Origin of the sequence: Aestuariivita sp. (genome assembly GCF_021404545.1) — a bacterium.
GTDB lineage: Bacteria > Pseudomonadota > Alphaproteobacteria > Rhodobacterales > Rhodobacteraceae > Aestuariivita.
Window position 1 is genome coordinate 135,351 of record NZ_JAAWWD010000034.1, and the last position, 11,642, is coordinate 146,992.

8 protein-coding genes and 1 pseudogene are annotated in these 11,642 nt (G+C 60.0%); 4 read left to right on the forward strand and 5 right to left on the reverse strand.

Features of this window, described 5'->3' with window-relative positions; all coding sequences use genetic code 11:
* Positions 1–11 precede the first annotated feature (11 nt).
* Entirely contained in the window at positions 12–920 is a 909-nt protein-coding gene (locus HEP69_RS10815) for a rhodanese-related sulfurtransferase (RefSeq protein WP_290558537.1), read from the reverse strand.
* Positions 921–1,018: 98 nt separating this feature from the next.
* On the opposite strand from HEP69_RS10815, the gene pncA reads away from it, so the two are divergent.
* The 3 genes from pncA to pncB all read left to right on the forward strand — a co-directional run bounded on the left by pncA (position 1,019) and on the right by pncB (position 5,304).
* Positions 1,019–1,615: a bifunctional nicotinamidase/pyrazinamidase gene (pncA, locus tag HEP69_RS10820; RefSeq protein ID WP_290558538.1), complete on the forward strand. Its 597-nt coding sequence runs from the start codon at positions 1,019–1,021 to the stop codon at positions 1,613–1,615.
* 73 nt (positions 1,616–1,688) lie between these two features.
* The gene (locus tag HEP69_RS10825) at positions 1,689–3,938 is read left to right on the forward strand and encodes a PAS domain-containing hybrid sensor histidine kinase/response regulator (protein WP_290558539.1); all 2,250 of its coding nucleotides are present in this window, start codon (positions 1,689–1,691) and stop codon (positions 3,936–3,938) included.
* Positions 3,939–4,014: 76 nt separating this feature from the next.
* Positions 4,015–5,304 (forward strand): nicotinate phosphoribosyltransferase, encoded by a 1,290-nt coding sequence (gene pncB / locus HEP69_RS10830; RefSeq protein WP_290558540.1) that lies wholly within the window; start codon positions 4,015–4,017, stop codon positions 5,302–5,304.
* 549 nt (positions 5,305–5,853) lie between these two features.
* Here the strand turns inward: pncB and HEP69_RS10835 are convergent.
* From HEP69_RS10835 to HEP69_RS10845, 3 genes and pseudogenes are all read right to left on the reverse strand, one after another.
* Positions 5,854–7,185, reverse strand: a pseudogene (locus tag HEP69_RS10835) (aldo/keto reductase).
* On the reverse strand, positions 7,076–7,642 hold the full coding sequence (locus tag HEP69_RS10840) for a nuclear transport factor 2 family protein (RefSeq protein WP_290558541.1): 567 nt from the start codon (positions 7,640–7,642) through the stop codon (positions 7,076–7,078). The pseudogene HEP69_RS10835 and the gene HEP69_RS10840 overlap by 110 nt, the downstream one beginning before the upstream one ends.
* An 82-nt stretch (positions 7,643–7,724) precedes the next feature.
* Positions 7,725–8,624: a LysR family transcriptional regulator gene (locus HEP69_RS10845; RefSeq protein WP_290558546.1), complete on the reverse strand. Its 900-nt coding sequence runs from the start codon at positions 8,622–8,624 to the stop codon at positions 7,725–7,727.
* A gap of 96 nt (positions 8,625–8,720) precedes the next feature.
* Between HEP69_RS10845 and HEP69_RS10850 the strand changes: the two genes are divergently transcribed.
* Complete coding sequence (locus HEP69_RS10850; protein ID WP_290558542.1) at positions 8,721–9,644, forward strand: DMT family transporter; 924 nt, start codon at positions 8,721–8,723, stop codon at positions 9,642–9,644.
* 288 nt (positions 9,645–9,932) lie between these two features.
* On the opposite strand, the gene HEP69_RS10855 is transcribed toward HEP69_RS10850, so the two are convergent.
* The coding region (locus HEP69_RS10855) for an autotransporter outer membrane beta-barrel domain-containing protein (RefSeq protein WP_290558543.1) at positions 9,933–11,642 on the reverse strand (1,710 nt) is incomplete at its 5' end.

The window sequence follows — 11,642 nt, forward strand, 5'->3', positions numbered from 1 at the left end:
CAAGTCCCGCCCTACGGCTGTCCGGCCAGATGGGCATCCCCGCGCGCACGCGCAAGACCGATCTGCTTTTGCCGCTCGCGAAATCGCGCTTTGTCCTGGGCGCTGGTCTCGTCGATGCAATGATGGCACGACACCCCCGGCTCATAGCTCGGGCGCTCCGTATCCTCGGGCAGGATCGGCCTCCGGCAGCCATGGCACAGCAGGTGCGGCCCCTCGCGCAGCCCGTGACCCACGCTCACTCGGTTGTCGAAGACAAAACAGGCGCCCTGCCAGGTGCTCTTATCCTCAGGCACCTCTTCAAGGTATTTCAGAATGCCACCCTTGAGGTGATAGACCTCTTCAACCCCCTGCCCCAACAGGAAATTTGTCGATTTCTCACACCGTATCCCTCCGGTGCAGAACATCGCGATCTTCCGGTTGTGAAAGCGGTCTTTGTTGGCCTCCCACCAGGCGGGAAAGTCGCGAAAGCTGTCTGTCTTGGGATCAATCGCCCCCTCAAAGCTGCCGATGGCGACCTCATAGTCATTGCGGGTGTCGATCACCGCAACGTCCGGGTCGCGGATCAGCGCGTTCCATTCCGCAGGCTCGACATAGTGACCGGTGCGGGCGCGCGGGTCTACATCGGGCTGGCCCATCGTCACGATCTCGCGTTTCAGGCGAACTTTCATCCGGGCAAAGGGCGGATCGGCGGACCAGCTCTCTTTCCACTCCAGGCCCGCGCAGCCCGGCAGAGAGCGGATATGGTCCAGAACCGTGCCGATCGCATCGGGTAATCCTGCGATGGTTCCGTTGATCCCTTCCCCGGCCAGCAGAAGTGTGCCCTTGACCCCCACGCCACAGCAGAGCCTGGCCAAAGGGGCCTTGAGCGCCTCGGGGTCGTCAAACCTGGTGAAATGATAAAGGGCGGCGATCCGGTACATACCGGGCAAATACGCCGCGACCGCGTTTCAGGCAAGACCCCGCATTGACGTGCGCGCGCCACGCGCCTACCCCTTGAGACGCTGTTAAGGAGCGCGCCATGACTCAAGCCCTGATCGTGATCGACGTGCAAAACGATTTCTGCCCCGGTGGCGCGCTCGCCGTGGCCGACGGGGACGCCATCTTGCCCGGTATCAATGCGCTGATGGAGGCGTTCGATGCCGTGATCCTGACCCAGGACTGGCACCCGGCGGGCCATTCTTCCTTTGCTTCTGCGCATGCCGGTAGAACAGCCTACGAGATGACCGAGATGCCTTATGGGCCCCAGGTTCTATGGCCAGACCACTGTGTTCAGGGCACCGACGGGGCCGCCTTTCACCCCGATCTCGCGACGACGCGCGCGGACCTGATCATTCGCAAGGGCTTTGACCCGGACATCGACAGTTACTCCGCATTCTTCGAGAATGACCAGACGACACCAACCGGGCTGGAGGGGTACCTGCGCACACGCGGTCTGACCGATCTCACGCTTGTCGGTCTGGCGACGGATTTCTGCGTGAACTACTCGGCGGTGGACGCCGCCAGGCTTGGGTTTTCAGTGACCGTGCGCGAGAATCTGTGCCGCGCGATTGATCTGGATGGTTCGCTGGCTGCAGCGCGCCAGGGCATGGCCGAGCTCGGCGTGCGGCTGACCTGATCCAGGGCGCATTTTCCCAATCTTAAGAGGTCGCGCTGCATCCTGTCGCTCAAAGATAGGGTGAGGGCACGACGTGAGCGTTCAGGACCCCGCGCTGCGCCTGTCCGCACTGGACCGGGCGCGGGCCAAGTACAGTCAAAAGGAATTGCTGATCCGTTATGCGCGCGGGCGAACCTCGCATGTCTGGATGCGCCAGATCATGACGCTGCTGGGCGCCGCTGTGCTGTGGCTGGCCGATGGGCCTGTCTATGCGTTGACAGCCTTTGGTCTGGCCTGTCTGGGAGAGGCAGTGGATTGCCTCTATCTGCGCCACATGGTGCGCCGCCTGCGCAAATCGGCGCCTTTAAGACAGGCCTATCTCATCAGCACCATGACCGGGGCGTTTCAGGGCCTGACCATCGCGATCTGTGTGGCAATCGCATGGTTCGGCCCGGTGAGCCATTCCGCGCCTCTCTTTGCACTCTCGTTTTTGTTGGGCACGGCGATCAATGCAGGTCTCGTGCTGCCCTATCACCGTGCCGCCGCCGTGGTCAGGTTGGTCGTCTACGCACTGACCCTTGTGACGCTCTTGATCAGCGAAATCGTCGTGTACCAGCAAATCACTCCGGCCTTCGCGCTGAACCTCGGTGGGGCGACAATGCTTGTCTATATGGCAGCCGCATTCCTCCATTTCGTGAACAAGAGCTTTGGCACGAACCGGGACAACACCCTGGATGTCACTCAAACCGGGATGGAGCTGGCCCGCGCCAATGAGCAATTGTTGAAACAAGAGCGGCACCTGAAGTTACTGTCTTTGGTCGCGCGGCATGCCAACGACATCGTCATTCTCAGCGATTCCGAAGGTCGCGTCAGTTATGTGAATGAGGCGTTCACGCGTGTGTCCGGTTATCGCTGGCAAGAGATCAAGGGGCGGACTTTGCGCAGTGTGTTACAGTTCGATGGAACCGATGCCGCCGTCGTCGACGAGATGGTGCAATTGGGCCGGGCGGGCATTCCCCACCGCCGCGAGTTGCAACTGCGTCACAAGGAGGGGCACGCGTATTGGATCGACGCCAACCGTGTCCCGGTCCGAAATGCCGATGGTCAGGTGGAAACCATCGTGTCCGTTGATCGTGACATCACCCGCGCCAAGAGACATGAGGCCGAACTTTTGGCGGCCAAACGCGCCAGCGAAGCCAGTGCGCGCGCCAAGGCGGAGTTTCTGGCCACCATGAGCCATGAGATTCGCACCCCGATGAACGGGATCATCGGCATGTCGGATCTGTTGACCGACACGGATCTGACGCCGGACCAGACGCTTTATGCTGAAACCATCCGCGACTCGGCACAGGGGCTCTTGGCGGTGATCAATGATGTTCTTGACCTGTCGAAACTGGACGCGCAGAAAATGTCGCTGGCTCCGGTGGATTTCGATCTTGCCGCATGCCTGACCAGCACCGTTGAACTCTTGCGCCCCCAGGCCAAGGCGAAAGGGATCGCCTTGCGCCTGGACCTGCCGGACGGGCTGCCCCAGCAGGTGTTTGCCGACGATGTGCGCCTGCGCCAGATCCTGATCAACCTGGTCGGAAACGCTGTCAAGTTTACTGAAAAAGGTTCTGTTTCGGTCCACGTGAGGCTGCACAACAAGGGCGACGATTATCTGATGGTGGTCGAGATACAGGATACCGGTGTTGGTATTGCACCGGAAAACCTTGGTTCGGTATTTGATCGGTTCGCACAGGCGGAGCAGAGCACCACCCGCCGCTTTGGCGGAACCGGGCTGGGCCTGACCATCTCAAAACGCCTCGCCGAAGCGATGGGCGGCGATATCGGCGTCACCTCTGAATATGGTTCGGGGTCGTGTTTTACCGTATCCTTGGTGCTGCGCCGGTCAACCGGAGGGGCCGCTCGAGAAGCCTCGCCACCCGACGAGACCAATTTGCTGAAGCAGATCAGGGGCCTGCGGGTGTTGGTGGCCGAAGACAACCGGGTGAACCGCATCGTGATCGAGAGATATCTCGACAAAGCCGAGATCGAGCTGCGGTTTGCCGAAACAGGGGAGGAGGCGCTCTGGATAACCCGGGAATTTGCCCCTGACGTGGTATTTATGGACATGTCGATGCCGGTTATGGACGGGATAGAGGCGGCACGCCGCATCCGGGCCTCGGACGGGCCGCAACCGGTGATCATCGCACTGACAGCCAGCGCCTTTGCCAAGGACCGGGCGGCATGCCTTGCAGCGGGCATGGACGGGTTTCTCTCAAAGCCCGTGCGGCGGCGTGAAATCCTGGAGCATCTCGCCCGACACGGCCCGGATCGCAGGCCGGACGGGCTCCGCGCCTGACACCGGGTATTTTCGCCTTGGCGTCCCCCTCACGCGTAGCGTATCACGACATGGCCCGCAATGCAGGAGGGGCCGCATGGATATCGCCACCCGGGTCTGGAACCACAAATGGAAGATCGACCCGATTGTCCGATCCCTGATCGACACGGATTTCTATAAGCTACTGATGTGCCAGTCGGTTTTCCGAAACCGCCGCGACACGCAGGTCACCTTTTCCCTCATCAACCGGTCCAGCCACATCCCGCTTGCCCAACTCATCGACGAGGGGGAACTGCGCGAACAGCTCGACCATATCCGCACCCTCTCGCTGACCCGAGGGGAAAGCACATGGCTCCGCGGAAACACGTTTTACGGCAAACGCCAGATGTTCCGGCCCGACTTCATGGAATGGTTCGAAGGGCTGCGCCTGCCCCCCTATTATCTGGAGCGTGTCGGTGATCAGTATGAGTTGACCTTTGAAGGATCCTGGCCCGAGGTCATGCTGTGGGAAATCCCGGCGCTTGCCATCTTGATGGAACTGCGCGGCCGCGCCGTTCTCCACGATATGGCCCGGTTTGAGCTTCAGGTGCTCTATGCCCGTGCAATGACGCAACTCTGGGGCAAGATCCAGCGCCTGCGCGTCCAACCTGACCTGCGCATCGCAGATTTCGGGACCCGCCGCCGCCATTCTTTCCTCTGGCAAGACTGGTGTGTGCAGGCGATGGTCGAAGGGCTTGGCGACAGCTTTGTCGGCACATCGAACTGCCTGATCGCAAAGAACCGCGATCTTGAGGCGATCGGCACCAACGCGCATGAATTGCCGATGGTTTATGCGGCCCTTGCCGAAACCGACGCAGCCCTTGCCCGGGCGCCCTATGACGTGCTCAGCGACTGGCATGAGGAGCATGAGGGAAATCTCCGCATCATCCTGCCCGACACCTATGGCACGACCGGTTTTCTGAAGAATGCCCCCGACTGGCTGACCCAGTGGACCGGGATTCGCATCGATTCAGGCGACCCCGCGGAGGGCGCCGAAGAGGCGATCCGCTGGTGGACGGAGCAGGGAGAAGACCCCAGAGAGAAACTGGTGATCTTCTCCGACGGCCTCGATGTGGATAAAATCCTGGAACTCTTCACCCAGTTTACCGGTCGTGTGAAGGTCAGCTTCGGCTGGGGCACTTTGTTGACGAACGATTTCCGAGGGTTGACCCCGGATGACCGCCTCGCTCCGTTTTCATTGGTGTGCAAGGCCGTCTCGGCCAATGGACGACCCACGGTCAAACTGTCGGACAACCCGAACAAGGCATTGGGATCGGCCACAGAGATCGAGAGGTACAAACGGGTATTTGGAGTGGGCGAACAGATCGAGCGGGACGTTTTGGTCTAAACACGCAATGCCACTCCGCCGATGGCTTGCGCACCACTGAAGTATGCTCGATCGAGAGGAGGTCTGGTGCTGATCTCGGAGGCCTTTGGGCAGCGCCGCAGGACCGCACGCGCATCAAGGGTATCTTCGACGACATGAAGTTCCGTGTTCCCGGGACTGCCAATGTCAGGACTTGGCCTTTCGCCAATATCTGCGAGTTCATCGGTCGCGAAGGATACCGGGCAGGTAGGATGACACAGGCCTTCGGGTTTCGAGGCGGATTGATCTGATTGGGATATATGCCGTCTTTTTACTCCCGATGCTCGCTCCGCGCGCCAGGTTTCCAGCCGATTTCCGCGCTGCGGACCTGGGGAACTGGATACGCCAAGACGCGCCCTTTCGTGCCTTGAGGGATTGGTGACCGTCCCAGGACCCAAGGCCGCATTAACCTGCTGTGGTGAGAGATCGCTCCCGGCCGACCGGGTTAGGCGCAGTGCAGTGGACGTCCGGCTCGGTTTCCTGATGGTGTGAAAGCCGCCGCAGTTCACTGCCTTGCCTTGCGCGTCGGTCTTAGGCCCTCGGTGGTGCCTCTACGTCTGACCACGCAGAGACGACAGGTGGCATGCGCGCGCCCTGAACCTTGATGGCGGCGACGTCGCGGCTCAATTCGGCCAATTCATCGCGTGCAAAGTCTAGGGCGGTCGCTCCGGCAATTTCCAACATATGCGGCATCTGTGTTGTGCCGGGGATAGGAACGATTGACGGCCCCTGGGCAAGCAGCCAGGCCAAAGCGATCTGACCGGGCGCTGCGTTCTTGCGCACCGCCCAGGATGTGAGCAGGTCGATCAGGGCGAGGTTGGCCTGCCTGTTCTCCGGATCCATACGCGACGTGCTGGCCCGGAAATCGCCAGGCGCAAAGCTTGTCACCATATCGACAGCACCCGTCAGGAAGCCATAGCCCAGCGGACGAAAGGGCACAAAGCCGATCCCGAGTTCTTCGCAGAGTGCCAGCAAGCCCTGTTCCGGCCCGCACCACAGCATCGAGTACTCGTTCTGCACGGCACTGACCGGCAGTTCGGCATGTGCCCGGCGCAACGTGTTCGGTCCCATTTCAGACAGGCCCCAGCGAAGGACCTTGCCCTCATCAACAAGGTCTTTGACCGCGCCTGCGACATCCTCGATTGGCACTTCCGGATCGACACGGTGCTGTTAGAGCAGGTCGATCCGGTCGGTACGCAGGCGCTGCAACGATCCCTCGACCGATTGCTTGATGTGCGACGGCCTGCTGATCAGACCCGGACCCATTTCGCCGGTTTGCAGGTCGACGTTGAAGCCGAATTTGTTGCCGATCTGAATCTGGTCACGAAAGCTACCCGACGCTTCGCCCAGAATCCGCTCGGAGTCATGCGGGCCATAGACCTCGGCGGTGTCGAAGAAGGTAATGCCTTGGTCGAACGCGGTTCTGATGATGTTGTGCATCTCGGCTCTGTTGGGAATGGTCGTTTGAAACGTCCGGCTCATGTTTTGCACGCCAAGGCCGATAGCGGACACGTCAAGTGCGCCCTGCATGCGCCGTCCTGGGGCCGTCGTCGAACCGCTTTCGGGCACATTGGTCGGCTGCGCTGCTCCGCGCGTTGCGCCCATGCTGCCCAAAGCGGCGTCGGCGGCGCCCGCGGTCAGGATCGAGCGTCGGGTAGGGTTGGATGGTTGGGTCATTGGTTTACTCCTCGTCTTTCGGGGTGTGGGCAGGTCTTGTTGTTTTGGGTGTGTCTTGGACCGGTCGACCTGAGTGTCAGTTCCCGGGCGTGTTGCGCACGAAGGTGTTGCCGCGCTCGGCGGTTGCGGTGAAGGACATGGCATCGACATTCCAACCCTTGTCGGTGTCGACGAAGCCATGGACATAGGTCCCCCAGACTTCCCACAAGGGGTCGCCACCGTGCTCGGGGTGCGCGCCACGTTCCATGCGATTCCAGGCATAACCGTGGGACAGCATCGTGGCGGTGCGATCCTCATGATGCGTGATCCGGTGGTTGCCCCGAGAGTGGAACGAGGCCTTTTGCTCGGTCAGGTTGGCAGACCATCCAGCGATCAGAGCGTCCGCCGGGATCGTGGCCGGTGCGCCGCCGATCAGCGATGTGAAGTCGACATTGATCGTATCGGTGAAGAAAGGCCGCGCCAATTGCCAGTTCTTGGCATCAACGGCCGCATCAAGCGCTTCCGCGATCCGGATCATCTCGGCCTGGGCGACCAGAGTCTCGGATGTGATGGGCGTACCGGCAAATGAGGGGGCGTTCGCAAAGGCTGGGATCGGCAGGGCCAGAACGGTTGCCAGCAGGGCGGATTTGACTGTGCCTTTCATGATATGTCTCCATCGGGCTGGTGTGATGGGACAAATCTGGGGGATATCTCACATAAACAAGAATTCGATAATTGTATTGTTTCTATGCCCCTTCGGCATCTAAGCCTTCAATGATTTCCCCGAGTCTCTGGGTCAGGTTGCCCGGATTGCGTCGTGTCACGAACAGAAACTCGATGAGAACCGACAGACTCGAGACCTCGTGAAACTGGACCTGGCGCGGCAGACGGTGCATGTTCGCCGAGTTTACAAAGGCACACCCCACCCCGTCAGACACCAGACTGAGCATGGTCGTTTCATTTTCGACCTGCTGCACGACGACCGGATCAAACCCGATCACGGAAAGGGCACCAAACAAGGCGTCGTAATAGGCCGGTGCAACAGAGCGGGGAAAAGCGACGATGGGCAGGCCATCGATTTGTGCGAAATCGAGCGGCCCGTCCTTGTCAAAAACCAGATCGCTCGATGCGGCAAGGACAACGTCGTCAACGCGAAGCGGCAAGATCGACAGCGCCTCTTCGACCAGATTGTCCTGCCGATAGACAAGGGCAGCGTCCAGATCTTCTGCCAGCAGCGCGTCGATCTGGTCGACCGACCCCATAGGGAGGATGTCCAGCCGGACATTTTGATAGGCCCGTGCATAGCGGTTCAGCCCGCGCGGCAAGTGACCGGCCCAGGACGCGCTCTCCAGCAGACCGATGCGAAGATGCCCCGCCTCGCCTTTGGCGATGCGGCGCGCTTCGTCTGCGGCATGGTTTGACGCGATCAGCACGGCTCGGGCACGTTCCGCAAAAGCACGGCCCGCATCGGTGAGAAAGACCCGCCGTCCTTCGCGCAGCAGCAAGTCAACGCCCAGTTCGGCCTCAAGATCACGGATCTTACGCGACACAGCTGGTTGCGCGATGCGCAGACGCTCGGCGGCATGGCTGATGCCGCCATGATCGGCGACGGCCACGAAATAGCGAAGATGGCGGAGCTCAGTAATTCATACTCGAATACTATTGATCGCAGCACAAACTAGCATTGGTAGGTATTGCCTTTACAGCTCATTTTCAGAGTGCCCAACAGGGGGAGGCGCGGCATGACGACGACAAACCATCGAGGAGCGGCGCTCGGCATACTGACTGTGCTATGCTGGTCAGGCTACAATGTCGCTGCCAAACACGGGGTCGACACAGGATTTTCACCCCAAGCACTCGCCTTGCTTCGGTTTGCTGTACCGGGTGTCATCGCTCTGCCGGTTCTGGCTGTGCTTTATCTCAGGAAGAACAATATTGGCATTCCCGTCACAAGGCTGGCAGTACTGATCTTGCTTGGTGGTCCGATCTTCGGCCTCACCGCTGCCAGCGGCTATGTGCATGCCCCCCTCTCGCACGGCTTGTTGTTCGCACCCGTTGCCGTCTTCGTTACGGTCGCCCTTCTCGGAAGGCTGCTTTTGAAAGAGCATCTTTCGACCAATCGCCTGATCGGAGCGGGCGTGATGCTTTTGGGCTTGGCTATCTTGGTCGGTTTCAACGTGGGAAGCATCGAGGAGACATGGGCGCAGGGCGTTGTCCTGTTCATGCTCGCAGGGGCCATGTGGGGTGCCTACACGGTCTTGCTGCGTCTTTGGCAGGTCCCGATGATCAAGGGCCTGCTCGCCGTCGCAGCTGGATCGGCCTTGATTTCTGTTCCGGTTCTCGGGCCCGGCGCGTCTGAGACGCTGCTCACGGCCTCACCGTCCGGCCTGGCGCTTCAGATCGTCATGCAAGGGCTGGTTGCCGGGGTTGCCAGTGTTGTGGCGCTCATTGGCGCGGTCCGTACCTTATCGGCGCAGGTGGTGGCATTGCTTCCCGTCTTCACGCCGGTCGTCGCGCTTGCGATGGCGGCAGCGCTCCTTGGACAGGTGCCATCCCTGGCAGAGCTCATCGGTGTCACGATCATCGTCAGTGGCTTTTTGTTGAGTTTTCGCGGATCGGTCATGACGGGGTTTTCTAAATCCAGTTCAGCGGTTCTTCACTCCTAAAGTCGTTCGTGCCCTACAGGTGCGACACCGCCGTCCAACGACCATCACCAAACGCTGCCAGGATCGGCTCGGTCGCGCCTCTGCGCGTCTTGCCGATAGGCCTCGAAGGTCAATGGCTCTAAATCTGAGCAAGACGTCTGGACCTTGTCCGATGTCTTGGGACCAAACCCATTACTGGCATTCCAGCCGAAAGGGCTGGGCAGATGGAAAGGATCACCTGTGCGAAGCAAAAAGCCGCAAGATCTTTCTGTCATGAGACGGTCGTCGAAAATGCCGGGGGCTGTCTGGCTAGAAAGGAAACTCCAGGCTTATCGTACCGCCATAGGCTTCAAATCCGTCCGCACCAATACCGTCATAGAAAAGCTCGGCGGAAAAAAGGATCTCCCTTGCGGGGACCCGGTACACAGAGCCCGCAGTAATCCGTCCGCGCAAGGAACTTCCCGATGAGGCCAATGCTGCATTGGTTGCAGGCGCGTTCAGCAACTCGTCAAAATCGTAGATGCCAGACAGCGACATATAGAGTTCCAGATCGGCGTCGCGATTGATTGGGACGTGATAGGTGATCTTGGGCCCGAATTCGATGCGCCCCAGGTCAAATGTCTGGCTTGGAATGAAATTCCCCAGCGTATCGAGATAGCTCTCCTGCTTTTCCCAATAATAGGTCGCGCGAATGAAGGGGTTGATCGTGAAGTCTCCGGTTCGGAAATCTCCGGTAAGCCCGCCTTGCAGCAGCGCGCGTTTGGTCGAGAAATCGTCATCGAACAGACCAAGCGCGTTGACCGTGTTGGACGATTCACCATAGGTCAGCCGTCCGTCGAAATAGAGGTTCTGACTAAGCCGAACAACAGCGTAGGGGCCGATCATCCAGCCAACACCGTCTGCCGATGTATTCGCAACCAGATTCTTCTCATCGGAAATATCCACCTGTCCCATGATACCGATGAGTGCATCTTCGCTGAACCGATAGTCGACACCGGCAAAGATCAAACCGTGTTCACTTTCACTATTGCCGCTTTCGACCACCGAATAGGTGCCTTGCGCCCAGAAATCGAACCCCCGCCGGGAAGCGCCATCCTCGTATACGGTTTGCGCCTTTTCGCTGAAGGCGAATTTTGGCTGCGCGGCGTTATCCTGGCTTTGCGGGTTGAGCGACGCCTCCACCGCCGGGCCGGTGTCACTGAACAGGCTCTGTTCCGTTTCAGCCGGTGTCAGGGCCACATATCGCTGGCTCGCTGCCGCTTTCAGTTTCTTCTGCAGCGCTCGATAGCTGAACTGAAAGGTTGTCGTCCGACTGTTCGGAGTGGCATTGAACGAGAAGCTGTTGGACGCAGTCCCGCCCCCCCCTTTCAACCGGTCAACCAGATCCGGCTGGGATGAGACAATCCTGTCAGCTCGATTGGTGACAAAGGATGCGATGACTTCTTGGGTCTGGAGGATATCCGCGTTCGAATCGCGATCGTTTGTCAGCGAGTATGTTACATCCGTCACCGCTGCCGCGCTTGCGATGACCGTATAGGGTTGAAAGGCGCCGCCCCCAAGAAAGGTCGAAGCGGTTCCATTGGCCGTCATGGCCGAGCTTGTGGCCCGCCCATTGGCATCCGTGAGCACGGTTTCCGTGTTGTTTCCGGTTGACGCAAAGATCAACGATGCGCCGACGAGCGGGGCGGTGAATGTAACACTGACATTCGGTGACCCGACACCGGTTGGGCTAACGACCGTTGCCACCAGTTTTTCGGGAAAAGACGTATTTATGATGGTGGCCTGGCCGGATCCAGACGTCGCGATCAGTTCCGAAGCCGTTGCGGTCGCTGTGCCGTTCACTCTGATGTCATAGGGCGCCTCGTCGGCATCGTCATTGGTCAGGCTCAGATCGAAGCTGAACGGCCCGGCCGCCAGCGGCGTATAGCTCACCGTGAAGCTGGTGCCCCCGCCCCCTGGGGCCACGCCCAGGCTGCCCGGGGCCGGGATCGCGTCCCCCGCCCACTTGTTCACCGCCCC